At 46.9% G+C, this 25898-nt stretch carries 21 protein-coding genes and 1 tRNA gene; 15 read left to right on the top strand and 7 right to left on the bottom strand.

What is annotated here, in order from left to right; genetic code table 11:
• Positions 1-69: 69 nt before the first annotated feature.
• Positions 70-1140: a glycoside hydrolase family 76 protein gene (locus ICL55_RS29340; protein WP_188104408.1), complete on the top strand. Its 1071-nt coding sequence runs from the start codon at positions 70-72 to the stop codon at positions 1138-1140.
• Positions 1141-1222: 82 nt separating this feature from the next.
• Here the strand turns inward: ICL55_RS29340 and ICL55_RS29335 are convergent, their stop codons facing one another.
• Positions 1223-2275: an AOC03_06830 family ribosome hibernation factor gene (locus ICL55_RS29335; RefSeq protein ID WP_188104406.1), complete on the bottom strand. Its 1053-nt coding sequence runs from the start codon at positions 2273-2275 to the stop codon at positions 1223-1225.
• 106 nt (positions 2276-2381) lie between these two features.
• On the bottom strand, positions 2382-3008 hold the full coding sequence (locus ICL55_RS29330) for a TetR/AcrR family transcriptional regulator (protein WP_188104404.1): 627 nt from the start codon (positions 3006-3008) through the stop codon (positions 2382-2384).
• Positions 3009-3157: 149 nt separating this feature from the next.
• On the opposite strand from ICL55_RS29330, the gene ICL55_RS29325 reads away from it, so the two are divergent.
• From ICL55_RS29325 to ICL55_RS29310, 4 genes are all read left to right on the top strand, one after another.
• On the top strand, positions 3158-3562 hold the full coding sequence (locus tag ICL55_RS29325) for a carbohydrate-binding protein (protein WP_188104402.1): 405 nt from the start codon (positions 3158-3160) through the stop codon (positions 3560-3562).
• 96 nt (positions 3563-3658) lie between these two features.
• Positions 3659-3742 (top strand) — tRNA-Leu (locus ICL55_RS29320).
• Between the two features lie 249 nt (positions 3743-3991).
• Positions 3992-5509: a hypothetical protein gene (locus ICL55_RS29315; protein ID WP_188104400.1), complete on the top strand. Its 1518-nt coding sequence runs from the start codon at positions 3992-3994 to the stop codon at positions 5507-5509.
• Between the two features lie 541 nt (positions 5510-6050).
• Positions 6051-7166, top strand: a complete 1116-nt coding sequence (locus tag ICL55_RS29310) for an alginate lyase family protein (RefSeq protein ID WP_223151635.1) — start codon at positions 6051-6053, stop codon at positions 7164-7166.
• Positions 7167-7233: 67 nt separating this feature from the next.
• Here ICL55_RS29310 and ICL55_RS29305 read toward each other — a convergent pair whose 3' ends face one another.
• Both ICL55_RS29305 and ICL55_RS29300 read right to left on the bottom strand, forming a co-directional pair.
• Positions 7234-8058: a DUF4249 family protein gene (locus ICL55_RS29305; protein WP_188104394.1), complete on the bottom strand. Its 825-nt coding sequence runs from the start codon at positions 8056-8058 to the stop codon at positions 7234-7236.
• Positions 8059-8075: 17 nt separating this feature from the next.
• Entirely contained in the window at positions 8076-10448 is a 2373-nt protein-coding gene (locus ICL55_RS29300) for a TonB-dependent receptor (RefSeq protein ID WP_188104392.1), read from the bottom strand.
• A gap of 243 nt (positions 10449-10691) precedes the next feature.
• Between ICL55_RS29300 and ICL55_RS29295 the strand changes: the two genes are divergently transcribed.
• The 4 genes from ICL55_RS29295 (at position 10692) to ICL55_RS29280 (ending at position 14656) form a co-directional block, all read left to right on the top strand.
• Positions 10692-11699, top strand: coding sequence for a sensor histidine kinase (locus ICL55_RS29295; RefSeq protein WP_188104390.1), 1008 nt, complete (start codon positions 10692-10694; stop codon positions 11697-11699).
• Positions 11700-11732: 33 nt separating this feature from the next.
• Positions 11733-12455, top strand: coding sequence for a LytR/AlgR family response regulator transcription factor (locus ICL55_RS29290; protein WP_188104388.1), 723 nt, complete (start codon positions 11733-11735; stop codon positions 12453-12455).
• 91 nt (positions 12456-12546) lie between these two features.
• Positions 12547-13479 carry a GlxA family transcriptional regulator gene (locus tag ICL55_RS29285; protein WP_188104386.1) on the top strand — a complete coding sequence of 311 codons (933 nt, stop codon included), beginning with the start codon at positions 12547-12549 and terminating at the stop codon, positions 13477-13479.
• Complete coding sequence (locus tag ICL55_RS29280) at positions 13469-14656, top strand: DJ-1/PfpI family protein (protein WP_188104384.1); 1188 nt, start codon at positions 13469-13471, stop codon at positions 14654-14656. Before ICL55_RS29285 ends, ICL55_RS29280 begins: the two co-directional genes overlap by 11 nt.
• Positions 14657-14676: 20 nt before the next feature.
• Here the strand turns inward: ICL55_RS29280 and ICL55_RS29275 are convergent, their stop codons facing one another.
• Positions 14677-15558 carry a helix-turn-helix domain-containing protein gene (locus ICL55_RS29275; protein WP_188104382.1) on the bottom strand — a complete coding sequence of 294 codons (882 nt, stop codon included), beginning with the start codon at positions 15556-15558 and terminating at the stop codon, positions 14677-14679.
• Between the two features lie 254 nt (positions 15559-15812).
• On the opposite strand from ICL55_RS29275, the gene ICL55_RS29270 reads away from it, so the two are divergent.
• Both ICL55_RS29270 and ICL55_RS29265 read left to right on the top strand, forming a co-directional pair.
• The gene (locus ICL55_RS29270; RefSeq protein ID WP_188104380.1) at positions 15813-17462 is read left to right on the top strand and encodes an alpha-L-fucosidase; all 1650 of its coding nucleotides are present in this window, start codon (positions 15813-15815) and stop codon (positions 17460-17462) included.
• Between the two features lie 135 nt (positions 17463-17597).
• Positions 17598-18410, top strand: a complete 813-nt coding sequence (locus tag ICL55_RS29265; protein ID WP_223151634.1) for an alpha/beta hydrolase — start codon at positions 17598-17600, stop codon at positions 18408-18410.
• 6 nt (positions 18411-18416) lie between these two features.
• On the opposite strand, the gene ICL55_RS29260 is transcribed toward ICL55_RS29265, so the two are convergent.
• Positions 18417-19310, bottom strand: a complete 894-nt coding sequence (locus tag ICL55_RS29260; RefSeq protein WP_188104375.1) for an AraC family transcriptional regulator — start codon at positions 19308-19310, stop codon at positions 18417-18419.
• 313 nt (positions 19311-19623) lie between these two features.
• Between ICL55_RS29260 and ICL55_RS29255 the strand changes: the two genes are divergently transcribed.
• A complete protein-coding gene (locus tag ICL55_RS29255; RefSeq protein WP_188104373.1) occupies positions 19624-21099 on the top strand; it encodes a xylulokinase in 1476 nt (491 codons plus the stop codon).
• 20 nt (positions 21100-21119) lie between these two features.
• Positions 21120-22451: a xylose isomerase gene (gene xylA / locus ICL55_RS29250; protein ID WP_188104371.1), complete on the top strand. Its 1332-nt coding sequence runs from the start codon at positions 21120-21122 to the stop codon at positions 22449-22451.
• Between the two features lie 84 nt (positions 22452-22535).
• Here the strand turns inward: xylA and ICL55_RS29245 are convergent, their stop codons facing one another.
• Positions 22536-23429, bottom strand: a complete 894-nt coding sequence (locus tag ICL55_RS29245; RefSeq protein WP_188104369.1) for an AraC family transcriptional regulator — start codon at positions 23427-23429, stop codon at positions 22536-22538.
• Positions 23430-23637: 208 nt separating this feature from the next.
• Between ICL55_RS29245 and ICL55_RS29240 the strand changes: the two genes are divergently transcribed.
• Both ICL55_RS29240 and ICL55_RS29235 read left to right on the top strand, forming a co-directional pair.
• Positions 23638-24648 (top strand): zinc-binding alcohol dehydrogenase family protein, encoded by a 1011-nt coding sequence (locus ICL55_RS29240; protein ID WP_188104367.1) that lies wholly within the window; start codon positions 23638-23640, stop codon positions 24646-24648.
• A gap of 10 nt (positions 24649-24658) precedes the next feature.
• Positions 24659-25672 (top strand): aldo/keto reductase, encoded by a 1014-nt coding sequence (locus tag ICL55_RS29235; protein ID WP_188104365.1) that lies wholly within the window; start codon positions 24659-24661, stop codon positions 25670-25672.
• Positions 25673-25898 lie beyond the last annotated feature (226 nt).

The following is a 25898-nucleotide window of genomic DNA, read 5'->3' as shown; positions in this document are numbered from 1 at the left end:
TTGTCATTCCACGTTAAAAAACAGCTACGGGTGTAGCTGCCAGCGGCTGCTGCGAACAAAATAATGCTTATGTACCGTTCAGTATGGCTAACGGTGGCGTATATACTCATTACCGCCACCACCTTTGCCCAGCGCAATGCGCAACGTGCCGGCCTGCTACAGGCGGCGGTCGACAAACATCTGTACGAACCGCGCACCGGCCTTTATATCCAGACCAGCGATCCGGCCAAAAACCATAACCCGCATGCCGATCTGTGGGGGCTCTGTGCGCTGGTACAAGCGGCGAATGAAATGGAGGCGCTGTATCCCGGAAAGCGATATCTGCAGCCGGTGGTGAAAGCCATTGATCAGTATTACGATCCGATACCGCCTGCGCCCGGGTATGCGTCGTATGTGGTAAAGGAACGACGGGAAGACCGCTACTACGACGATAACCAGTGGATCGGCATCGCTTACCTCGATGCTTTTGCCCGCACCCAACAGCGCGCTTATCTCGAGAAAGGCGCGGAGATTTACCGTTTCATGATGACCGGCTTTGATACCGTGAGCGGGGGAGGGCTGTACTGGAAGGAAGGTGACAAGACCACTAAAAACACCTGTTCCAATGGTCCGGGCATACTGCTCGCTTTGCAGTTGTATGAAGCCACGCATCAGCAACCCTATCTGGACACGGCCTTGCTGCTCTATCACTGGACAAACAAACATTTGCGGAATGCCAACGGTGTGTTCTGGGATGCCCTCAAGCCGCTGGAGCACAACCGCATCGACTCCGCTACGTATACCTATAACAGTGGTACTATGCTGGAAGCGAATGTGAAATTATATCGTATTACGCGGCAGCCGCAGTATCTCAAAGAAGCGCAGCAGATAGCTGCCGGTACGCTGCAGCGGTTCTATCGTGATGGCCGGTTTCATTCTTCCTATTGGTTCAATGCCGTGCTGTTGCGCGGCTATCTGGCCCTATACCGGGAAGACAAGGACAAACGGTATGTAGCTGCCATGCAGACCTATGCCGATAAAGTATGGGAGGAGGACCGGGACGCCGGTAACAATATGCTGGGAAAGCGGCCGGAGAAGGAGTTGCTCGGACAGGCGGGTATGATGGAGATTTATGCCAGACTGGCTTTAATAACCCAATAATAAAATATCAGAACACCCTAAATAATAAGCCGCGCTGGTGAAGACCAGTGCGGCTTTTCCTGTTGTTGTCGTTGTCGTATGATTAAAATCTTGTAACCAAAGCAATGCCCTGATAGGTGTCCAGGGAGTTTTCGTTGAGGAACACTACGTTCCCGCCTTTATTCAACACGGAGTCGATGACCGGCAGCGTTACGTCCGTAGAGCCGTTGCCGTTACCCAGGCTGATGATGCCTTTGTCGATGTGGCCGGAGGGGAGATAGGTCTGCTCAATATAGAGCGTATCTGCCTGACCGTTTTCCGCGGCGGTGTAGATATCGTTCAGGTCTACCAGGAGGCGTTGCGCAGACTGTGCGGTGTTGATAGCCAGGAGGGCTGTGTCCTGTTTGCCGGCAATGTATTGTTGGATGACCGGGAACGTCACTTTCGCGATTTCCGGGTCGGAGGTGTCGTCGAAGCTACCGTGATGGGTGCCCACTACCAGTCCTTTGATGTCCATTATTTCCTGATAAAATACCAGGTTTCTTTCCTCTCCCAGCAAAATCACCGGCAGCGGATTTTCTTCATAATATTTTTTAAATCGTTTATCCGCCGTGTTAAAAAATTCTTTCAGGAGATTGTCGATGATAAGGTCCTGTTGCTGGCGCATGGGATCGGTGGTATAATATCCGTTGAGATAGGGGAAGTCTTCATTGGTCACCTCATGGACTATTTTATCGTTGAACGCTTCCAGCAGCCGTATTTTCTGGCGGGAAACGGTGAGGATATAATAGTGCTCACTTTGCTGGATGGCTTTGAGCAGGGGGCGGATTTCGAAGCGGTCGCCGATCACGTACCGGTCGGTAGTGGCGATGGGCAGGCGTTTTACCTGTAGGAAATCCGCGCTGGCAAAGATGACCAGCGTATCCAGGTTATAGTCGTGATTGATAGACTTCTCCGTTTCTTTTATTTTATCGAGCACGGGCCAAACGATCCGTTTATCGAACTGTTCATATAGTTCTTTTTCCACCTGCGTGATGAGGTTTTTGAGGTGGATGCTGTCTTGTTTGTTGTCAGGGAAGGTGCGGTGAGTAGACACCAGGATGGTGACGGCCGGTGTACCGGTGTACCGGCTTAGATCGATGAGTGCTTGTTCCATAGTGTCCTCCTGTTTTTTCTGGTGATAAACAATCCGCGATGGGTATGTTTCCCTGCGTTTACAATGCAAAAATGCGATGAAACGCGCACCTGAAAAATGACAGGGGTCAGTTTATGCCCTGATGTTTGTCAGCCTGTTGTCTTCCTTTAGCCGTGAGGTAGGGATAGAACTGGTTGAACAGCACCTGACCGTAGTACTGGACTGCTTTTTTGCCTTTGAGCTGCATTTTTATTTCGTTGTGCGACAGGGCAAAGTCGGCCATGATATATTGTTGGGTGATGAGATTTTTCCAGATATAGGGAGGGATGTCATCGCGGAAGATGCCTTCTCTGATGAGCGTGTTGAACAGGAGGAGAAATTGTTCTTCGCGGGCTTTGTCCCAGCTGTTGTAGAGGGTTTTGATTTCCGGTACGCGGCGGGTCACTTCCACGAAGTGGAGGAAGATGAAGCGGTATTGCCAGATGTGTTCAATCAGTATTTCCACCCAATGGCGGAAGTCTTCCAGTGTTACCTGTCCGCTGTTCTCCCGGTGGGTAAAAAAGCGGGAGAAGCCCTCGTTGAGCTCATTGAAAAGCACGAGGATGATATCGTTGGTGTTTTTATAGTGGTACTGGAGGTTGCCGTGACTGATGTCCAGTTCTTTAGCGATATGCCGTATGGTGATGGCATCAATGCCCTGTTCGTTGAACAATTTGAGGGCCGCTTTCCGTATTTTCTCTTTTGTGTCTACCATTAGTACAAATGTACTATTTTTTTCCGGGTGATATTATTTTAGTGTGTAGGATGATATAATATTACATAATTCCTTAATTTTAAGTTTTTCATTATTTTTCAGGGCGGGAAATATTCCCGTTGTGTTAAACGATAAACCTATCCTAACCTATGAGGCTGTTGTTGTTCCTGGTTTTTGCCTTCGTGCAGTTGACTGTCAACGGACAGACGGCGACGCCGACGGCTAAAAAAGGGAACCGCGCCACGGAGTTCCAGATGAAAGAGGGGAGTTACCTGGCGTTTGCACAGGTGAACCTCAGTATGGGCGAAATCGGTTTCCGGGTAGAAGTGGCCTGTGAACACAAGAAGAGCGGTTCCAAACTGGAGTTCCGTATCGACAAGCCCAAAGGTAAAATTATCGGCACGCTGGATATTCCTTACACCGGCGACAGTACCTACGCGCTGAAGTTGACCGGTAACCTGCGACATGCGGAAGGTGTACACGACCTGTACCTTGTAGCCAAAGGGGGCGTGGCTTTCAGCGTTACCTCCTTTAGTTTTATCCACAATTATTAGTATATTCTTTCCCGTTAGTTTGAAAAAAAATTTACTTTTTGTTTGGAGAATTAAAATGAGTGCTTATCTTTGCGCTCCCTGATCACAATATCAGTTGCCCAGATGGCGAAATTGGTAGACGCACTGTGTTCAGGTCGCAGCGCCTGCAAGGGTGTGCTGGTTCGAATCCAGTTCTGGGCACTAAAGAAGGTTGTAAGTTTAAACTTGCAGCCTTTTTTGTTTAATGAAAGTTTGTATTCCAGAATCTTACAATTTAATATTGTTTTTTTAAGGTGATATATATAATCTGAGCTTGGATTGGCAATTTTGTTTTTTTAAGGTAGATGATCTGTAGTATACTAAGTAGTTTCCCTTCCTATTACCAGGAAAATTGAATAATTTATTACATCAATCAATCAACAATAATTATCCCTAAATTCTATTAAGCTTATGTATCCCCAACTGTTGCAATTAAGCGTGCCTGTGAAGGTTAAGCAGGTACTTGTATTTCCTGTAGTGTTATTTATAATGGTGTTTTCCAATAAGGCTAACGCACAAAAACTTACTGAACAGGAGCTGACAAATAGGTTAAATAAGATAAATTCTATACTGAGCGGTCGGGATACAAGCAATTATGTGTCATCCCATATTTTTGATACGATCATTAATGATAAGCAGAAAATGATCAGCGGAATACAGGTGAGGGACGGTAAAATAGCTAGTACCTCTGTTTCTATTCAAGATAAAAGTGTAACATTCAATCTTGCCATTGGCAAGAACAATTTTTTCATTCAACCATCGATCACCGGGAGTTCTAGTAAAGATTTTGTCAGTGTATTTACTGGAGATAAATATCAACGAACTTTGACGGGGGGATTGAATTTTCAATGGTTTTTTAATAAGAGGGCATTTTTTGATCGATCAGATAGAGTATACCTCCATAATCAATTGCGTTTTGAGGAAGCTCAATTTACTCCACAGAAGGGAACCTCTGATGAAACAAACAGACAATTTGTAGCTGCCTTCGATTCAGCTTATCAGTTGTATGCTAATATGGCCGTGTACGATGTGCAATTTACTGCAAAGAGTGCATTCTGTACAAACAAGTTAAACAACAAAGATACGATTATATCCTACGGAAAAGGCCCTGTGGATTCCTTGAGACGGATGTATGAGCTGGCGCCTAAATTAGTAAAAAAGGGTATACTTCCGGTAGACTGGGACCAGAAATATCCAAAAAAAGTGTATGCGCTTGTCAGAAAAATCGACACGACTCTTGTGGACGATTCTATTGCATCCAATCAACAGCGATTATTGGGAAGGTTGAATGAATTGCAGCAAATTGCACCATGGAACTCTTTTTATTATTGGTGGGTGTCTGGTGGAGTACAAATAAACCAGGCCACTAACGCTATTTTTAATCCAGGTGCCGGTATAAAGGAACTTTTTAAAAGGGATGAAAGGGATGTTTTTGTCAGTGGTCAATTTTCATTCAATTTTTTCCGAAACGGTAAAAGAAACCTTACAAATCAATGGTTGTCTATTACACTTAAATATACCAGTCAAAAGAAGTTTGACAGTAAGGACCAGATAAATATTCAGGCAGAATCTTTATTCCCCGTTAACGGAGACACTGTTGTTGCGATTGGAAAATCTGTAAGTTTTTACAAAAATGATGTAGAAAGAAAAGACTATATTTCAATGGAAATTCCATTTACGTATTACTGGGTGAACAAAAAATTTGGAGTTGATGTTGCTGCTGGATTTGATCTAAGTCCTAAGTTTGATAACCTTGCTGCAAGATTTGGAATTTATGTACCAATCAGTTCGGGTGATAAGGTGGTGACTGTTGAACCCCTTCTTAAGTTTATTAATCTTAACAAAAGTGGTTTAGTCTTCTTTCAGGATCAGGTAACCTTTGGGTTTAGTTTAAGTGTTGCGATTCCAAAATTTGTATCCAGTAAATAGATGATCAACGACAATAGTCGAAAATTGATTGTACGAACGAGAACCTTTATTTGTAAATAGCTAATTAAATAATCCGACACATTATTGATGTAAATAGCTCACAATGTATTCAATATCAAATAGATAGAAGTTAGTTTCTGGGCACATAATAGAAAGGCTTGTAAGTTGATACTTACAAGCCTTTTTTCTTTGAGTTGGTTGTCGCTTTATCCCACCACGTACCACAGAAATTTGACACATTCATTCACGCACCCATTACAGGAACAACACCCCTTCACTCCCCGTAGTTTTTTGCGACGCTGTATAATGTAAGGAAACTTAATGCTGCTTTAATCTTAATGTTAATTATTCCCCTGAAGAAAATATCATCAGGCAACCTGCGTTAATGATTTACCGTATATTATAAATTGTCAAATTAACAATTATATTAATCGAAAAACCTGTGAAATTAATGAAAGTAAGTGCCTTGGGGGGAATACTGTTATTTTTCGTCATAACAGCCTGTAGAAAAGAGATGGTCAATGCTGAGGAAAAATTGACCTTGAACAATCATGATACCGTTTTCGTGCATCCGGGATTGTTGCATAAACAATCCGATTTCGACCGCATGAAAAACAAAGTGGGGGCGGGGGCAGAGCCGTGGTTGTCTGGCTGGGGCCAGTTGACCGCCAATCCGCACAGTGCCCTTAGTTGGCAGCCTAACCCTGCGGATACCGTGTACCGCGGCAGTGATGGGATTCACCGTGAGAACTACGGCCAGCTCTATAATGATATCGCTGCGGCTTATGCTACTGCATTGAGATGGAAGGTATCGGGGGATAAAAATTATGCGGAAAAGTCGATACAGATCCTGAACGCGTGGTCGGCCCGGCTAAAAGGCATCGGCGGCAATAACGACGCCAATCTGGCCGCGGGGATATATGGGTACCAGTTTGCCAATGCTGCCGAAATAATGAGAACGTATGATGGCTGGGCGCGGGCAGATTTTGCCCGGTTCCAAAAGATGATGCTGAAGGTTTTTTACCCTCTGAATCATGCTTTCCTGACAAGGAAGGAAAAGTGCATGAGCCATTTCTATGCCAACTGGGACCTCTGCGTGATGAACTCCATCCTGGCTATCGGCGTATTATGTGATGACCGGGACCTATATAATGAGGCGATCCATTATTTTAAGTATGGTGCAGGGAATGGCGCCATCGCCAATGCCGTTTATTTTATTCATCCCGATGGCCTGGGTCAGTGGCAGGAGAGTGGGCGCGACCAGGGCCATACTACGTTTGGCATTGGATTGATGGGAGCGTTTTGTGAAATGGCCTGGAACCAGGGAGATGATATGTATGGTTACGACGACAATCGGTTCCTGAAAGGGGCGGAGTATGTGGCAGCCTATAATCTTGGCGACTCGGTTTCCTTTAAGCCCTATACCAATTGCGTCGGCGTTGTACAGAACGTCATCAGCAGCTCCGGTCGGGGAAATACACGTCCTGTTTGGGAATTGGTATATAACCATTATGTAAACCGCAAAGGCATGGCTGCTCCGAATTGTGCGCGGTTTGCCCAGAAAGTACGGCCGGAAGGCGGCGGCGGAAATTACGGCCCCAACAGTGGAGGTTATGATCAACTCGGCTATGGAACGTTAACCTGTACCCTGAAATAAACTCATCTTATTCATGCCAGGGCAGCGACCAATCGCAGCGCTGACCTGGCATTTTTGTTAGCCCGATTTATTGCTTTATCGTATAATCCTTTACTGCTACTTCCGATAATCTGAAGTAGCCATAGGCGAAGTTTTCGAAATGGCTCTGATTGATGATATTTCCTCTCACTGCGCCCGGGGTTGTCTGAAACGGGCCACTACCAGCCCCGGAGGCTGCCAGCAGCTTTCTGAAATAATCGTAATACCTCCTGGAAATTCCATACAGCCTGATGTTGACCAGATCTCCGGCTTTTAGGTCTTTGTCGGAGAAGTATTGCTGCATTAGCTTGCCCTGACTGTTCTCGTCATCTTCGGCTTTATACTCCGGAAACACAGATACGGGTGATAGAATACGGTGCAGATAATGGTTTTCCTCTTGGCCATTATCCTGATAGTAGTAGGTGATTTCCAATTCATCACCGCCAAATCCGCCGTCGTTATGTTGTGCAATATTATCTTCAATTTTTGGTACGCCTATACACGTTTCGGTTGCGGTGTACGTCTCCCCGTTTAGAGCCACTTTTAAGGTATAAGTTTCCCCGATGGCCGGATGGAAATTGGAGCAGATATATTCTCCTGTCCCGGGATTTTCTACAAAACTAAAAACAGTATTTGCTGCATTGGTCACCACGATGTCCGCGCCTGACACTGTGGGAATCGTGGTGCTGTAATACCCTGTTGTGGTGGAGAGTTTGATTTTCTGCTCCTGGCCTGTGGTGCCTTTCACCCAATCAATAGACGCATCAATGACCAATCTCGGTGGTGCTGTTTCCAGACCCACTTCCACCACTTTGGTGCAGGACAGCAGAAGAAGACAGCAGGAGACAATCTGGTATCTAAGTATATCTTTCATGTTTAGATGATTAGCAATTAAAATCTGAAATTGTAAGCCACCCCGGGAATGATACCGAAAATCGATATCCGCTTGGCTTCGCTCAGCCCCGTTTCCCTGTTTTGCTCGAACATAAGCGAGGCAGCGTTGTTTCTGGCGTAAACATTGTAAATACTGAATACCCATTCACCTTTCCACCTTTTTTTGCTGTCGGGCCTGGGTATGTACGTGGCCGAGATGTCCAAATGATGATAAGCCGGAAGCGAATTAACATTCCGCTCTCCGTAATTCGCTATCGTGATGCCCTGATACTGATATTTGCCGATGGGATAGGTGGCAGCTTTCCCTGTCTGGTAGGTGAAAATGCCGCCAAAACTCCACTTTTTCGTCAGTTGATAAGCGGCGGTCAGTGAAAGGTTATGTGTTTTGTCGTAATTGGCACGATACCATTCGCCATTATTAATGCCGGGTTCTCCTGCGTTTCTGCCCGGTGTGCGCTGTTCCGCTCTGGAAAGTGTGTAAGAAAGCCAGCCGGTCAGTTTTCCGGTATTTTTCTTCAGCATCAGTTCCAGTCCGTAAGCCCTTGCCTCCCCGTTTAACATCACCTGTTCTATGGCTTTGCGGGCAATTAACTCAGCACCGTCAATGTAATCTGCTCTGTTTTTTATTTTCTTGTAAAAAGCTTCTGTTTCCAGAGAGTATCTTCCATTGTGGAAATTTCTGAAATAACCCAATGCAACCTGGTCGAGGATTTCAGGTCTCAGGTATTGGTCGCTCGGCGCCCAGATATCAAGAGGAGAAACGGAAGCAGTGTTGGAAATTAAATGGATATACTGGCTCATCCTGTTATAGCTAGCTTTAATGGACTGGTCGTCGTTGATGGCATAGGACACTGCCAAACGTGGTTCCAGATTTCCGAAATCAATAATCTTTTCATTTTTCTTGTAATGTGTTATACTGGTGGGTGTTCCTTCTTCATAAATCTGTAACTCCGGATTGAAAACTACCGCCTGATTATTGGCGTAGTTGTTCACGTTCTGCTCCCCCAGCCGTAGGAAGCTGCTGTAACGGAGGCCATAGTTCAATGATAATTTTTCCGTAAGTTTTTGCTCGGCGCTGATATACAATGCATTTTCCCAGGCGTATTTTTTTTCGAGCTGGTCGGGATTAACAGGGGACGTAGCTTCCAGAGGTTTTATGGTGCCGGGGTTGAATTGATAATAGATGGAATTGATGCCGTAATTCAACGTCAGCTTATCAGACAGATGATGGCTAAAATCGTACTTCAGGTTGTAATTACGGATATCCGATGCCCAATCAATGCCCACGTATTTTATTTTCAGGCCATAATCGTACTTACTGTAAATAACCGATGCATTGGAGAAAAATTTCTCAGAAAAATTATGGTTCCAGCGAAGATTAATGAAGGAGTTGCCGTAGTCGTTGCTGAAAAAATTGTTGAAATCCATGTTGTCCTTGCCGAAATACCCTGAAAGGAAAATCCTGTTATTGTCATTGAGCTTATAATTCAGTTTAGCATTCAAATCATAAAAGGAAACACGATTGTCGTTATTGGCCAGTTTCATCAACAAATGAGCATAGGACGCGCGGCCGGCAACTATAAACGAACTTTTATCTTTTACGATAGGGCCTTCTGCCAATAGCCTGCCCGACACCGCTCCAATGCCACCCGTCAGGTGATATTCCTTGTTGTTCCCTTCTTTTTGATACATGTCCAAAACGGAAGAAGTGCGCCCGCCGAAATTGGCGGGTATGCCACCCTTATACAGTTTCAGATCTTTAATCACGTCCGCATTAAAAACGGAGAAGAAGCCAAACAGGTGAGAAGTATTGTACACGACGGCTTCATCCAATAAGATCAGATTACCGTCAACCGAGCCGCCCCTCACGTTAAAACCTGTGGCGCCTTCCTGAGCATTGGACACCCCCGGAAGCTGCAGAATAGCCCTCAGAATATCAACCTCGCCCATCACCGCCGGCATCTTCCGGATGGTGGAGATAGGGAGTTTATTCACACTCATTTCGGGTTTTCGGATATTGCTGGCTGAGCCGTTGTATTTTATCACTACTTCGTCTAACGTTTTACTCTTTTCAACCATCGAAAAGTTCTTCCTGGTGTTGGAGGTCAGCGATATAGGTTCCTCTATCGTCTCAAATCCTATGCAGCTGATAACGATGGTGTACGTTCCTTTGGGCAGGGTGATGGTATAAAAGCCATAGGCATTGGTAACAGTGGAAACTTTTGCTTCAGGAATGAAAATGCTGGCGCCGATGATGGTTTCGGTGTTTGTTTTGATGGTGATGGTGCCACTCACGGTGACTTTCTCCTGTGAATAGGCCCCGAATGAAATGGTGACAAATAACAGTGTGTAAATGGCTTTGTATCTCATCTTTTAAAAATCGATTTAACAGTTGATTGCAGACACAAAACTATTCCTTTGGATAACCGCCTTTTTTTAATTATACCAAACGTGGTATCTTTTATAGCAAACTATATTATGATTCTATGAAATATATCTCTTGTTTTATGCGTTTTTAATGCTTCCGGCTTTCGTATAAAAAGCATGTACTTTCGTATAAAAGCTGGTCAGACCACGGCTTTAAATATTAAGTTTGTTCCATACGATTGCTACATGAATGATTTTACCCGTCAACAGCTGATTAGTGAAACCGCGTTTTTTCGTTTCCTGATTTCACCTGACCGCAGGATACTCCGGCATGTGCTGCTCATTGTTTTTATTGGTACCGTATTGTATAACAGCGCTTCCGTCATTGACAATCCGATAGTGGTATTTCTGTATTTTATTACGTTGTTTTATGTAAATATGTACGTGCTGGTACCAAAGCTTTTGTTCAGGAACCAGAATATTGCATATTGTTTGTCTGTGGTCGGTATCCTGGTGGTAGTGGCGGTTTGCGGTCGTTTTTTTAATCCGTTTAATAAAGAAAACGGGTTGAATATTCCGCTTTTTTCCTTTCTTACCGTACTGTTGTTAGCAGCTTCCGCTTCCATAAAACTGTTTCAGAAGGGGATGAGGGACAAGCAATTGATCTACGAGCTGGAGCAGTCGAAAACTTACACGGAATTGGAACAGTTGAAAAACCAGATCAACCCGCATTTTTTGTTTAACATGCTCAACAATGCCAATGTGCTAACGAAGAAAGACCCGGAAAAAGCCTCGCAGGTGCTGATGAAGCTGAGCGACCTGCTTCGCTATCAACTTTATGACAGTGCCAGAGATAAGGTGCTGTTAACCTCCGATATTCGTTTCCTGGAAGATTTTTTAAATTTGGAAAAAGTAAGGCGCGATAGTTTTGATTTCCTGATTTCTAAAGAGGGCAACCTGAGCGGCGTACAAATTCCGCCTTTACTGTTTATTTCGTTTGTGGAAAATGCGGTGAAACACAACAATGACGCCACCAAATCGTCTTACGTACAGCTATATTTTAATGTTAGCAATCATGAACTCTCCTTTAAATGCATCAACTCCAAGCCGATGCTAAAATCCGGTAATAACACAGGCGGATTGGGGTTGACGAATGTGAAACGAAGACTGCAACTGTTGTTCCCGGAAAAGCATAGTTTGGATATCGAAGATGACCCGGAAAGATATTGCGTAACCTTAACCATACAGCGCTGAATCCGGCATTGTAAAAAAGAAAATTCAAAAATCATGAACTGTATTATTGTAGATGATGAACCATTGGCCAGGGAAGCCATTGAGATGTTGATTGACCAGACTGACGGGCTGGATGTAATCGCTTCTTTCAATAGCGCCGAAGCTGCCGCGGATTTTATAGCGGGAAATGCAGTCGAATTGATCTTTCTGGACATACAGATGCCGGGAATTAACGGAATTGAATTTGCCCGGACCATTCCGAAAGAGACATTTGTGATTTTTACAACGGCCTATGCTGAATTTGCTACCGACAGCTACGAAGTAGATGCGATCGACTACTTAATAAAACCTGTAAAACCAGCACGTTTTCAAAAGGCGGTTGAAAAAGCCCGTACCTACGCCAAATTATTGAAGGCAGACTACGGCAACAACAATATCGAACAGGTAGCGGATGATTTTTTCTTTGTGAGAGCAGACCGGCGATTTTTTAAAGTTCATTTCAACAACATACTTTTTATTCAGGGTTTAAAAGATTATGTTGTCATGCACACTGAGAGCCAGAAAGTAATTACGTCGATGAATATCAAAACGATCTATGATCAGTTGCCCAGAGATATGTTTGTGAGAGTAAGCAAATCCTATGTGATCAATATTAAGCATATCGGTTCGGTGGACAACAATACGGTGTACATCGGTACAAACGAAATCCCTATCGGAGGTATTTACAGGGATTACTTTTTCAATGAATTTGTGGCAAAAAGGATAGTGAACAAGTAGTTACCTGTTGTTAATCCGGTTTTACATGCATGGCCGGATATGACGCCTTGTTGTCCTTTACGGAAAGCGCGGTAAAGGCTAATTTTGCCGCATGACCAGAAAAATTGCCTTTGTACTGCCTCCGCTGGTGGAGCTGTTGGACCTGGCAGGGCCGACCCAGGTATTCAGGGAAGCAAGCCTGATGGGGATTGATATTGACATAACATTTTATGCCGTAGATCATCAGGCAGCCAGTGCAGTGGGACTGCCTTTCGGAAAAATCATGAATTACCGCAAAGCGGTCCTGGGCGAAGGTGATTTTATCTTTATTCCCGGCTTCTATTTTGAAGGCCTGAAAAGACGTCCTGATATTGAAACCTCATTTTTTCGCTGGCTAAGCGATTGTTCAACCCGCAAGATCAACATCTGTTCGGTATGTAATGCTGCCTTTATACTGGGCAGCGCCGGTCTGCTGGACGACCGTGAATGCACCACCCACTGGAGAAGCACAGCGCTGTTGCAAAGTATGTTCCCTGCTGCCCGTGTACTGACTGACGTATTATTCGTAAAGAGCGGAAATATCTATACCAGCGCAGGCATTAGCTCCGGAATTGACATGGCCCTGTCTATCCTGGAAGAATGGCTGGGGCCATTGGTGGCTAACCAGGTGGCCAGGGCACTGGTGATTTACCATCGTAGGAGTGGTAAACACAGCCAGCAGCATATCTACCTGGATTACCGGAACCACCTCAACCCCAGGATCCATCAGCTGCAGGATTATATGATCAACCATCTGGAGGAGTCCCTGACAGTGGACACGTTGGCTGAACTTTTTAATAGCAGCTCCAGGAATCTCACGAGGATTTTCAAAGAAGCCACAGGTATCACAATCAATGAATATCTCACCCGTCTTAGGGTGGAAAAGGCAGGTACGTTGCGTAATAATCCTGCATATACCATTACTAAAATAGCCTCGGAGTGCGGATTCAGGTCCGCCCGGCAATTACAAAGAATTCTAAAAAAGTATGGCGAAAGTGAAAAATAGGAAAATGACTTATGGCATCCTGCTGACTATTGGCGTGACAATGATCTGGTTTTTTTATGCCTGCGCCCCCGTGCGGGAGTTTATGCGGTGGAAATCATTTGAGGGGCACGCTGCTGTAAGCTGCCAGCGCCCCGGTTTCGATGCCGCTAAAGAGACAGTGATACTTGTCGCAGATAACGAGGGTACTGAAATATTCGACCTGATGGCGCCGTACTACCTGTTCAGCGCTACAGGAAAGGCAAATGTGTATGTGGTAGCAGAGAAAAAAGAACCTGTTATCATCAGAAAGGGACTTTTCCTGCTGCCGCATTTTTCTTTCGATGAATTCGATTCTATGGGCATCGTGGCGAAAGTGGTCGTTATTCCTAATTTATCGGCAATGGATGCACGTCACCAAAATCCCAGGATCGTGAATTGGATAAAAAAACACTATCATAGCGCTACTACTACTATGCTTTCCGTTTGCGACGGCGCGCTGACAGCAGCGGCTACCGGTATTTATGATGGCAGGCCGCTTACTGCCCATGCGTCTGACTACGCAGCCATCCGGAAGCAGTATAGTAAGCCGCAATGGGTTAACAACATGCGCGTGACCCGCAGCGGAAACCTTTATAGCACCGCCGGTGTTTCCAACGCCACCGATGGAGGGCTTTCCATTATTGATACCCTTTGGGGACATCAAACGATGTTACGGGTAAGCCGGTTGATCAACTACACCGCTTCTCCCCAACAGACAGCACATAAGAGCATCCCCATTGGTTTCAGTGATAAAATAGCGATCGGGAAAAAAGTATTGTTCGGAAAGAACAGACGGATCGGGGTACTATTACAGGACGGCGCCAACGAGCTGGAGTTGGCCGCGGTATTGGACACTTATAACCGGACGTTTCCCCAATCACTGGAAAGCATAACACTGAATGGTAGTAGTATCACTACCGGCTATGGGCTTACTTTGCTGCCAACCGCCGGTTTGGATAAATTCCATCCCGATGAATTGCATGTTCTGTGTCCGGATAAGCTTCCCTCAAAAATTCAATTCCTGAACGATACTTCTGTATTAGTCAACTATGACAGGCAGGTTTCTCTGTATATCATAGACGCTTGTCTGAACAGGGTCCGGCAACAATATGGTGCAAGATATACGGAAGTCGTAAAGCGATTACTGGACTATAACTAAACCTGCTGCGTATACGACACTTAAAAACCAACTATATCCAATTGCTTTTTGTAGTTCCCGGGGGATGCGCCGGTGATTTTTTTAAAAATTTTGGAAAAATAAAACACATTTTCAAAACCTGTTTGCGTGGCGATCTCCGCAAAAGTCATCTGGGTGGTTACCATCAGGTACTGCGCCCGCTCGATTCTTTTTTCCTGTATATATTTTACGGGCCGTTCTCCGGTGTGCTGAAGGAAAAGACGGGAGAAATAATCCGCATGCAGGTTGGCTCTTTTAGCCAGGGTGGCTACGGAAAGATCACGATGCAAATTTAGTTGGATATGACTGATGGCATGTAGAATCTTTGCCGGCACCTGCGGGGTATCGCTGTATTTAGAGGCGTCCTGGGTCAGGAAGCGCGAAACCAGTTGAAGCAGGATGCCATGCGTTTCCGTAAATGTGGCCATGCTTTGGTGGTTGTTAAGGTCCTGGTAGGCTTTATAAAAAGTATTTTTTTCATATACTCTGGGATTATCAGAACCCTTGATGCCTCTGCCGGGATTAATTTCCAACAGGCGCGTAAAGTTGAGTATATCAATTTGCGTCGCTTTTACCTTCAGAATAGACCTGTTGTTTTCGAACAGTGAAATACCATCCGACGACTCTTCAAAAAACTGAACGAAATACTGGCTTAGATAGTGTGGGCATACCAGATTACATAATGTGAAGCTGGGTATAATATACAGAAAGCCAGGCTCCAGTTTTACCTTGGTGGACGTATCCCAGATTTCCCCTGCACCGCCGTCAATGTAATATATCCTGAAATAAGGACTGATCACATTTTTGTAGTTCCATTTGGAACCGAGCTTTACATAGTCAACATTCAACAGCGTGAAAGTCTGTTTTAGTGTCCTTTTAATCATAAGATACCGTTATCGGCCCCAAGTTAGTCGCCGGTGTTTGTCGATACAATATTCTCCAATGTCACCATTTCACGATAGCAATGATAAATAAATAGTCGGATTTGTATAAAAAAAAGTCTAATTAGGCTAAATGTTTCGTAGCTATTTCAGCGTAGGTTTGGTTTATCAATCAGGCTTTTCTGTTGCAAGCCGGGAATTGCCGGTACAAACAGGTAATTCCCGGCTTGTGACAGCAGCCGGTAAAATTAAATTCCATGAAAAGAAGAACGCTGATAAAAGGCATGGCTGCAGGCCTGTCGTCCCTATATTTATCTGATCTGTATGCACGCAATTTGTTAAATGCCGGGTCGGTTCCACGTATGGCCTCAGGCCCGTTTCAGCCCACCTGGGATTCACTGGCGCAATACCAGACACCTGACTGGTTCCGTGATGCAAAATTTGGCATCTGGGCGCACTGGGGACCGCAATGCCAGCCGGAACGCGGCGATTGGTATGCCCGTGGAATGTATCAGGAGGGTAGCGACCAGTATAAATATCATCTTCAGAAATATGGTCACCCTTCTAAGTTTGGCTTTAAGGACGTGATTAATGACTGGAAGGCAGAGAACTGGCATCCGGAAGAGCTGGTGGCTTTGTATAAAAAGGCCGGCGCCAGGTATTTTATGGCCATGGCCAATCACCACGATAATTTTGACTTGTACGATAGTAAATATCATCCCTGGAATGCGACTAAGCTGGGGCCCAAAAAAGATCTGATCGGAGGATGGGTAAAAGCAGCCAAAGAACAGGGATTGCCCTTCGGTGTTACGGTGCATGCTTCCCATGCGTGGACCTGGTACGAGGTGTCACGTCGTTCGGATAAAAGCGGGCCTTATGCCGGTATTCCGTATGATGGAAAACTCACTAAAGCTGATGGCAATCATAAGTGGTGGAAGGGATATGATCCACAGCAGTTATACGCGCAAAATCACCCGTTGAGCAAGGATAGCCTGAATGATAACAGTATGTTCGGCCAATGGGATTGGGGGAATGGTGCCAATGTGCCCGCAAAAGCTTACTGCGACAGCTTTTTAAACCGGACCATCGATCTTATTGATAAGTACGGTCCGGAGCTGGTTTACTTCGATGATGATGCTTTGCCGCTCTGGCCTGTCAGTGATGCCGGACTAAAAATAGCAGCACATCTCTATAACAGCAGCATCAAAAAGCACGGGAAATTGCAGGCAGCGCTGTTCGCGAAAAAGTTGGACGAACAGCAACGCAAATGTATGATATGGGACATTGAGCGTGGACAGAGTGACCAGATAGAGCCGCTGCCCTGGCAAACGGACACCTGTATCGGTGGCTGGCATTACGACCGCCGCCTGTTCGATAATAAAGGGTACAAAAGCGCTAAAACAGTTGTGCATACCCTGGTGGACGTGGTCAGCAAAAACGGTAATCTTTTACTGAACGTACCTATACGGGGAGATGGCTCCATTGATAGCGAAGAGCGCGCCGTGGTGGAGCAGGTGGCTGCCTGGATGCAGGTCAACAGTGAAGCGATCTATAGTACGCGCCCCTGGAAAATATTTGGGGAAGGGCCTGCCACGGCATCCGTAGCTGCTGCCGGCGCCCCCAGCTTCAATGAAGGAAAAGGCAAACCATTTGTAGCGGAAGATATTCGTTTTACGACCAAAGGCAAGACACTGTATGCGGTCATGCTGGGATGGCCGGCGAATAATACGATATCGGTGAAAGCGCTGGCTGAAAATAACCAGGTAGGAAAAGTAAGCCAGGTAAGCCTCCTGGGCAACGACAGGCTGCGCTTCCAACAAACAGCGGAAGGCCTGAAGGTACAGTTGCCCGAACAGCCACCCTGTAAAGAAGCTTTTGTATTGAAAATTGAAGGGGCGATCGTCTGAACCGGGAGGAACGAGTATCAATAACATTATTAGAATAAGATGCGTAACAAGTGCTTATTTATTTCAACCTTATTGGTTATTGCCAGTCATACCAGCCTGGCAATAACCAATAAGGTTTCTTTTCAAAAGGACTCTGTGCCTACTTTTGCGGAGCCGCCGGCAGGATTTAATGCGGTGCGCAATAATATCCCGCATGGAAAATTGACAGCCGTCCGGTACGAATCAAAAACACTGGGGAAGCTCCGGGAAATGAATGTATACACGCCTCCCGGATATTCGGCAGACAAGAAGTATCCCGTGCTGTACCTGTTACATGGGGTGGGGGCCGACTATCGTCAATGGACGGAATGGTGCCAGGCAGATAATATTGCGGATAACCTGATCGCAGAAGGCAAAATTCAGCCTGTAATCATAGTTTTCCCAAACTGTGATGCCAGGCTGACAGTAACAGATACTGCCACAGCCAGTCGTTCGGGGAGAGCGGATGGTTTTGAAGGTTACCGAAAACCATTTGAGACGGATTTACTGGAAGATATCATTCCTTACATCGATTCACACTATGCTACCCTTCATGACCGCGAGCATCGTGCTATAGCGGGCTTGTCAATGGGAGGTGGACAGTCATTGAATATTGGCCTGCATCACCTGGAAACTTTTGCCTATGTAGGCGGGTTCTCTTCGGCGCCCAATACCAACAGGTTTGGAGGCATGTATAACGATGTTGAATTTATTCCGGATGTCAAAGCTGCCCGGGAAAAGCTGAAACTGTTATGGCTGGGATGTGGTAATAAAGATGGCCTTTTTGCCATTAGTGAAAAGGCGCACCAGTATCTTAGCGAAACGGGGATTCCCCACGTGTGGAATGTAGATACTAACGGGCATGATAATCAGGAGTGGGACCGTAACCTGTATCTGTTTTCTCAGCGTGTTTTCGGGTTGAAAGAATAGTAAATACTATTGTTCTGACAATATTCGGTAGTCATCATCTGCCGAAATCCCGACTAACGGATGCTTGGTCATTTTTCTGAAGGTGGATGGGGGGATGGATTTATATTTCAGGAACTGTTTGTTAAAGTTGGGGAGCGTGTTGAAACCGCTTTCGAAACATATTTCAATCACGCTTTTGTTGGTGTCTTTCAGCAGCTTGCAGGCATGGCCTATCCTGATTTCGTTTAGATAATCGACATAGGTTTTTTTGGTGCTCCTGCGGAAATATTTACAGAAGGCGGGGATACTCATGTTGACTACCATCGATACTTCCCGGAGACTGATTTTATTTCGGAAGTTACGATTGGTATATTGAAGTATCAGGTCGATTTCCTCCTGTTGTAAACTATAGACGGTGTCTGGCGCCTGTGAGGACAGTGCCAGGTATTCTTTTGATTCCGCCATCATATTCAGGCACTGAAAGAGGCTGATGATGCGTGCAAAACGCTGCTGATTTTCCAGGTCTCGTATGATACCGGCCATTTTCTCTCTGCAATGGCCGATTATCTTCAATCCCTGTGTGGCCGCCAGCAACAGGTTTTTTATATATGCTCCTTCCGGTAAATTAATCAGATCGCTTCCTACAGTATCATCGGAGAATTGAATCACCACTGCGCTGGTGATCACATTTCCGGCCTTCTGAAAGGTATGGGGCAGGTTGGGTGCGAGAAAGAAAATATCTCCGGGGCTGAAATCACCGATATGATCTCCCACAAAAGCAGTGCCTTCCCCCTCCAATATCAGGATGAGTTCATATTCATTGTGCTGATGCCAGGGCACCTCAAAGTTAGGCGTACGATAGGTCCTGGCCACAAAGGAAGTATTTTCAGATAACGTGAGCTTCTCGATTAACGGCTTCATGATACTCATGAGTAAAAATATTATAATATGTTGGCGGCGACGCCGGGAAAAATAGTCCGGGTCGCTCTTAACCGGCAATGTCGGAAAACTAAGATAGGAATTCCTGTGTTAACAGGCGTTTTTTACGCTCACCGTGTATAATAGTTTATGTTTTGTAGATAATAGGAGTAGTTGCGGGAAGTGCTGCCACGTACCTTTATTGCATCATCATTGGTTGGATAAACACTTGTGTTCAGGACATAGGTGTTGGCCGTATCCTTCGCCGGGATAGGGTTACAAAGTATTTTAATCTCATTGGGTTAAATTAATAGTCATGTATTTTATTGGTTACGATATTGGTTCCTCTTCTATAAAGGCTGCATTGCTGGATGCGGATAGTGGCAGATGTGTGGCATCAGCCATCAGTCCCTCCCGGGAGATGCCCATACAGGTGCCCGCTAAGGGCTGGGCAGAGCAGGAACCGGAAAGCTGGTGGCAGGAGATCATCGCCGCTACAGAGATGCTGAGGCAACAGGCCCGCATTGATTTTTCCGCCATTGGCGGTATTGGCATTGCCTATCAGATGCATGGCCTCGTGTGCGTGGACAAGCAACAGCAGGTGCTGCGCCCGGCTATTATCTGGTGCGACAGCCGTGCGGTGCATATCGGCAACAGGGCCTTCAGCGCCTTGGGGAAAGAATATTGCCTCGACCATCTGCTGAATTCCCCGGGAAATTTTACGGCTTCCAAATTGCGGTGGGTATACGAAAACGAACCACATGTCTATGAACGCATTGATAAGGTCATGCTGCCGGGCGATTTCATTGCCATGAAACTTACCGGCGATGTCCGTACCACTGTTTCCGGTCTTTCAGAAGGAGTTTTGTGGGATTTCAAGGCCAATACGATCAGCCGGACATTGCTGGATTATTATCAGATCGATGAAAGCCTGGTCCCTGCCATCGTGCCTGCTTTCGGCACACAGGGCGTACTGACGGCCGCCGCAGCTGCCGCGCTACACCTACCGGCAGGTATCCCCGTTACTTACCGCGCGGGGGACCAGCCCAACAATGCTTTATCGCTCAACGTGCTGCGGCCGGGGGAAGCAGCTGCAACAGCGGGCACTTCGGGCGTGGTATATGCGGTGCACGACAAACATGCGTCCGACCTGCAAAGCCGGGTGAACACTTTCGTGCATGTGAGCAACGATGAGCAGCATCTCCGCGACGGGGTGCTGATGTGTCTCAACGGGACAGGAATTGCCAACAGCTGGTTGAAAAATTTGCTGGGCGATGTTGACTACGCAGCGATGAACAGCGAAGCGGCAGCATGCGCGCCCGGCGCAGACGGGCTGCTGGTATATCCGTTTGGGAATGGTGCGGAGAGGATACTGGGCAGCAGGCATATCGGTGCTTCCGTCAGGTACCTGGACTTCAACAGGCATGGCCGCAGACAACTATTGCGGGCCGTGCAGGAGGGGATTGTTTTTGGTCTAAACTATGGACTGGAGATCATGTCCACCATGGACCTTAAAGTGCATCGGGTGCGGGCCGGCAACGCCAATATGTTTCTTAGTCCGCTGTTCCGCGAAATCTTTGCCAATACGGCCAACACGGTGATAGAACTGTATAATACCGACGGCGCGCAGGGAGCCGCGCGCGGTGCTGCCATCGGCGCCGGATATGTGAGCATGGAAGACGCTTTCCGGGGAATGGAGCGCCTGATGGTAATTGAACCGGAAACAGCCCTTCAGACACAGTATGGTGATGCCTATGGCAAATGGCTTACCGAATTACGTTCAAAATTATAATCATTTTAAAAATCCACCTTATGAACATCACAAACGGAAATCAAGAGTATTTTAAAGGGATAGGCAAAATCAGTTACGAAGGCCCGCAGTCAGACAATCCACTCGCCTATAAGTGGTATGATGAAAACAGGATCATCGCCGGAAAATCCATGAAGGAACTTTTCCGCTTTGCAGTCAGCTACTGGCATACCTTCTGTGGTACCGGCGCTGATCCCTTCGGGCCAGGCACGAAAAACTTTCCCTGGCTTACCTCCACAGACGCTGAACAAAGTGCCAAAGACAAGATGGACGCAGCGTTTGAGTTTATCACCAAAATGGGATTGCCCTACTACTGTTTTCATGATGTAGATCTGATTGATGAAGGCACAGACCTGGCCACCTACGAAAAGCGGATGCAGCTGATCGTGGACTATGCCCGCCAGAAGCAGGCCGCCAGCGGCGTGAAGCTGCTCTGGGGTACGGCCAATGTATTCAGTCATCCCAGGTATATGAACGGCGCTGCCACCAATCCTGATTTTACGGTGGTGACCTACGCTGCCACACAGGTGAAAAACGCACTGGATGCCACCATCGCGTTAGGGGGCGAGAATTATGTTTTCTGGGGAGGTCGTGAAGGATACATGACCCTGCTGAATACGGACATGAAACGGGAGCAGGAACATCTGGCGCGTTTCCTGGGCATGGCCCGCGACTACGCACGGAAGCAGGGCTTTAAAGGCACATTCTTTATCGAGCCTAAACCCTGTGAGCCCACCAAACATCAGTACGATTTTGACAGCGCCACTGTCATCGGTTTCCTGCAACGGTATGGACTGGAAAAGGACTTCAAACTGAATATCGAGGTAAACCACGCTACACTGGCGGGGCACACTTTCCAGCACGAACTGCAGGTTGCTGCCGATGCCGGTATGCTGGGCAGCATCGATGCCAACCGCGGAGATGCCCAGAATGGCTGGGATACCGACCAGTTCCCCACCAGTCTGAATGAACTCATCGAAAGCATGCTGATCATCCTCGAAGCCGGCGGGTTCTCCGGCGGAGGCGTGAACTTCGACGCCAAAACCAGGCGTAATTCGACGGACCTGGAAGATATATTCCACGCGCATATCGGCGGCATTGATACTTTTGCGCGCGCTGCCGTGATCGCAGAGAAAGTACTCACACAAACGTCCTATAAAAAATTCCGCCAGGACCGCTACGCATCATTTGATACAGGCAAAGGCAGGGAATTTGAAGAAGGAAAGCTTTCACTCGAAGACCTGCGGCAACTGGCTTTCGCAGGAGGCGCGCCGGCGCAAATCAGTGGAAAGCAGGAGTGGCTGGAGAACCTTATCAACAATGCTATCTTTTAGTAAACAGGGAATATAACAGCGTATTTAAAACGACAAAGCACAACAGATACCTGTTGTGCTTTGTCGTTTTAAGGACGAATAGTATCACCGTTGTTGTTGCGGGATATCGCCACCTGCCAGCTGCCGTATCTTCTTTTTATAATGTCCCGGATTCTCCCCGGTTTGTTTTTTGAAAAACCGGTTAAAATACGCATCGTTCTCAAATCCAAGGCTGTACGCCAGGTCTTTGATGGCGATGTCGCGGGTCATCATTATCCGTTGTGCTTTTTCTATTTTCTGCTCGATAATATATTTCCCCGGTGTGCAGCCCATGTCTTTTTTGAACAGCCGGATAAAATGGTCTTTGGTAAGGAAGCTGTTCGCTGCCAATGTGTCTACGCTGATGGGCTTGTGCAGGTGGGTGCGGATGTAGTGCAGCGATTGCAGAATGCGTTTGTCAATATGCAGGTTTTTGTCGGCAGCCTGCATCAGAAACCTGGATATGATCTGCCTGATGATGCCTTGCGCCTCCATTTCGAAGCCCAGCGGCGCCGCATGTTGGCGGGCGATGTTACGGGCAAGCGTAGGCAGGTTATCATAAGACCAGGGATCAAAATGCGGCAGCTTCCGCTCAGGGTGGATACGGGCCAGGCGTTTGATCAGCTGTATGACCAATGGATCGGCTTTTATCTCCACCGGAACATCTATCAGGTCAAAGAGGCTGGTATGATCACCCTGTTCTTCATAAATATGGAGGTAATACAAAGACAGATGACCTTCGCATTTGTACCCGTGACTGGTATAAGCCGGTGTAAGGTACAGGTGGTTCCTGGTCAGCTCATATACTCTGTCCTCGCGGATAAGCCGGGCGGTGCCGCTTTCCACAAAATGCACCCTGATAAAAGGACTGCAGACCTTCCGCCAGTTCCAGTCGGCATTGTGTACCGCATGGCCGATGTTCAGCAATATAAAGTTGGGGTGCGTCAGTTCTCTGCCCATGGTAAATACGGAAAATAAGAAATATCGATAAAGTACAATTTTTTATCGATATAAGTAAAGTATGAAAATAATACGATGGGTACTTTTGAGAGAGATATAAACGTTTTTTTTCATGAAGGGACTGATCTTGAGGTCTTGTTTTGTTGCCATTAGTCATCTATGCCGACAACTACCGTCCCGGAACAATGTCGCTTTTTAAACAGAGTCCATGCGGATCATTTCATGTATTAAGCCGGGGCAGTTGGAATACCGTGAAGTTCCGGAGCCGGTATGTTTACCCGGTTATTCCATTATAAAAATACGGCGTATCGGGATATGTGGCACCGATATCCATGCTTTTGGAGGCACGCAGCCTTATTTTAACTATCCCCGTGTGCTGGGCCACGAGCTGGCGGCCGAATTTGTGGAGGGCGATGCACCACGCCTGCGCAAAGGTGACCGGGTCACCGTTATTCCTTATCAGCATTGTGGCAAATGTATAGCCTGCCGCAGCGGGCATACCAATTGCTGCCAACATATGCAGGTGATAGGCGTTCATGCCGATGGCGGGATGGCGGAGCTGCTGATGGTGCCCTCGCGCCTGGTGCTCTCTGCTGAAGGAATGGACCCCGACCGGCTGGCATTGGTGGAGCCATTTGCTATTGCGGCGCATGGTGTCAGGCGGGCTGCAGTACTGCCACAGGAAAATGTGCTGGTAGTAGGGGCAGGGCCGATCGGGCTGGCAACAATGGAAATGGCGGCTATTACCGGCGCTCATGTGCTGGCGGTGGACGTGAATGATAACCGCCTGGCCCGGGCTAAAAAAATAGCCGGTGTAAAAGCAGCCTTCAACGCGCAGGACGACCACCTGGAAGCGAAAATAAGAGCGGCCACCGATGAGGATATGCCTACCGTGGTAATAGATGCCACCGGCAATCTGCATGCGATCAACAACGCCTTCCGCTTCATGTCGCACGCAGGGCGGTACGTGTTGGTGGGACTGCAAAAAGGCGACATCACTTTCAGCCATCCGGAATTTCATAAACGCGAAGGCACGCTGCTCAGCAGCCGCAATGCTACGCGGAAAGACTTCGACTGGGTCCTGGAAAATATCCGTACCGGCAGGATCACACCCGAAAAATACATTACGCACCATATACACTTTAACGATATAGTGGAGGAATTCCCTTCCCTGATAGCCGATGCAGGTCTTGTAAAGGCCATGATCAGCCTCGATTAAAACAGCTTTCATGCGTTCACCATTGCTCATCAACGGGCAGCCGCTACCGGAATTGATTTTTGGTACCAGCGGCCTGGGTAATCTGTTTGTCAGCATCAGCCGGCAGGAGAAATTTAATATTGTACAGGAATGTATACGCCATGCGCCGGAGATGACCGTCTTTGATTCGGCTGGTAAATACGGCGCAGGGCTGGCCCTGGAAATATTGGGCGCTGCCTTGAAAGATATGCAGCCGGACCCGTCGACGGTGATTATCAGCAACAAACTGGGATGGTACCGCACCGAACTGAAAACACCGGAGCCTACTTTTGAACCCGGCGTATGGAAAGACCTGCGGCACGACGCCGTGCAGCGGATCAGCTACAACGGCATCATGGAATGTTTTGAACAGGGCAACGAGCTGCTCGGAGGCTTTACGCCGCAGATGGTTTCTGTGCACGATCCGGATGAATACCTCGCCCAGGCAAATGATGCACAGCACCGTGCACGGCTATACGATGATATCCTCCAGGCTTACCAGGCACTTTTTGATCTGAAAGAAAAAGGACGGGTGGCCGCAGTGGGAGTGGGCGCCAAGGATTGGAAGGTGCTGCAGCAGATAACACAGGACATCCCGCTCGACTGGATGATGGTGGCAAACAGCCTGACGGTATTCTTCCATCCGCCGGAACTATTGTCTTTTATCGACGGGCAGGAAAAAAAAGGTGTTCACGTCATCAACTCGGCAGTGTATCATTCCGGGTTCCTGCTGGGCAGCGATTACTTCGATTACCGGAAGCTGGACAGCAGTCGGCCGGAAGATGCCCCCTATTTTGAATGGCGCGAACGTTTCAACTGCATATGCGGGGAATATCAAATCAAACCTGCGGAGGCGTGTTTAAGTTTTGGCCGGCATATTCCGGGCGTAAGGAGCGTGGCGGTTAACACCACAAAGGCTGCCAGGGTCAACGAAAATGTTGAGATGATCAATAAAGTCATTCCGCCTGCTTTCTGGGAACACATGCAGGCGGCAGGATTAATTTAATAAGAATGAGGCGGGAACAGACAGTGGAATCAGGTATTTGTAACAAATCAACCCGCTGATTGCAACAATAGGGATCCATCAATACAGATATAGCCCCCTATTTTTACAATACCTAATCCACGTATATGAAACTTCAACTGTTCCACGGTCGCAAAGGCCGACGGCAATTTATTGCGCGATTGAAAGCATTATTACTACCGGATATACTATTTATCCCGTACTCATT

Origin of the sequence: Chitinophaga varians (genome assembly GCF_014529945.1) — a bacterium.
GTDB classification, from domain to species: Bacteria; Bacteroidota; Bacteroidia; order Chitinophagales; family Chitinophagaceae; genus Chitinophaga; species Chitinophaga varians.
The sequence above is the reverse complement of the archived record's forward strand: the minus strand, read 5'-3'. Positions and strand labels throughout refer to the sequence as shown.

What these genes read in the sequence shown, in the direction of transcription:
- ICL55_RS29340 (WP_188104408.1), top strand. Translation starts at nt 70, where the DNA reads ATGTACCGTTCAGTATGGCTAACGGTGGCGTATATACTCATTACCGCC.
- ICL55_RS29335 (WP_188104406.1), bottom strand. Translation starts at nt 2,275, where the DNA reads ATGGAACAAGCACTCATCGATCTAAGCCGGTACACCGGTACACCGGCC.
- ICL55_RS29330 (WP_188104404.1), bottom strand. Translation starts at nt 3,008, where the DNA reads ATGGTAGACACAAAAGAGAAAATACGGAAAGCGGCCCTCAAATTGTTC.
- ICL55_RS29325 (WP_188104402.1), top strand. Translation starts at nt 3,158, where the DNA reads ATGAGGCTGTTGTTGTTCCTGGTTTTTGCCTTCGTGCAGTTGACTGTC.
- ICL55_RS29315 (WP_188104400.1), top strand. Translation starts at nt 3,992, where the DNA reads ATGTATCCCCAACTGTTGCAATTAAGCGTGCCTGTGAAGGTTAAGCAG.
- ICL55_RS29305 (WP_188104394.1), bottom strand. Translation starts at nt 8,058, where the DNA reads ATGAAAGATATACTTAGATACCAGATTGTCTCCTGCTGTCTTCTTCTG.
- ICL55_RS29300 (WP_188104392.1), bottom strand. Translation starts at nt 10,448, where the DNA reads ATGAGATACAAAGCCATTTACACACTGTTATTTGTCACCATTTCATTC.
- ICL55_RS29295 (WP_188104390.1), top strand. Translation starts at nt 10,692, where the DNA reads ATGAATGATTTTACCCGTCAACAGCTGATTAGTGAAACCGCGTTTTTT.
- ICL55_RS29290 (WP_188104388.1), top strand. Translation starts at nt 11,733, where the DNA reads ATGAACTGTATTATTGTAGATGATGAACCATTGGCCAGGGAAGCCATT.
- ICL55_RS29285 (WP_188104386.1), top strand. Translation starts at nt 12,547, where the DNA reads ATGACCAGAAAAATTGCCTTTGTACTGCCTCCGCTGGTGGAGCTGTTG.
- ICL55_RS29275 (WP_188104382.1), bottom strand. Translation starts at nt 15,558, where the DNA reads ATGATTAAAAGGACACTAAAACAGACTTTCACGCTGTTGAATGTTGAC.
- ICL55_RS29270 (WP_188104380.1), top strand. Translation starts at nt 15,813, where the DNA reads ATGAAAAGAAGAACGCTGATAAAAGGCATGGCTGCAGGCCTGTCGTCC.
- ICL55_RS29260 (WP_188104375.1), bottom strand. Translation starts at nt 19,310, where the DNA reads ATGAAGCCGTTAATCGAGAAGCTCACGTTATCTGAAAATACTTCCTTT.
- ICL55_RS29255 (WP_188104373.1), top strand. Translation starts at nt 19,624, where the DNA reads ATGTATTTTATTGGTTACGATATTGGTTCCTCTTCTATAAAGGCTGCA.
- xylA (WP_188104371.1), top strand. Translation starts at nt 21,120, where the DNA reads ATGAACATCACAAACGGAAATCAAGAGTATTTTAAAGGGATAGGCAAA.
- ICL55_RS29245 (WP_188104369.1), bottom strand. Translation starts at nt 23,429, where the DNA reads ATGGGCAGAGAACTGACGCACCCCAACTTTATATTGCTGAACATCGGC.
- ICL55_RS29240 (WP_188104367.1), top strand. Translation starts at nt 23,638, where the DNA reads ATGCGGATCATTTCATGTATTAAGCCGGGGCAGTTGGAATACCGTGAA.
- ICL55_RS29235 (WP_188104365.1), top strand. Translation starts at nt 24,659, where the DNA reads ATGCGTTCACCATTGCTCATCAACGGGCAGCCGCTACCGGAATTGATT.